Genomic DNA, 202 nt, shown 5'->3' with positions numbered 1-202 from the left:
CTGCCTGGATACGCAGGACTCGGATGCGATCGTGGAGATCGTCAAGGCCATCGCGCCGGGGTTCGCGGGCATCAACCTGGAGGACATCTCCGCGCCGCGCTGTTTCGAGATCGAGGCGCGGCTGCGGGAGGCGCTGGACATCCCGGTCTTCCACGACGACCAGCACGGCACGGCCATCGTCGTCCTTGCCGCGCTCACCAAT

General features: G+C 66.8%; 1 pseudogene. It reads left to right on the top strand.

Annotation, left to right across the window (positions count from 1 at the left end):
* Positions 1-202, top strand: a pseudogene (locus IF61_RS34970) (NAD-dependent malic enzyme); the annotation flags it as partial.

The organism is Streptomyces roseoverticillatus (assembly GCF_000719265.1).
Classification (GTDB): Bacteria; Actinomycetota; Actinomycetes; order Streptomycetales; family Streptomycetaceae; genus Streptomyces; species Streptomyces roseoverticillatus.
This window is presented reverse-complemented; position numbering and strand designations above follow the sequence as displayed.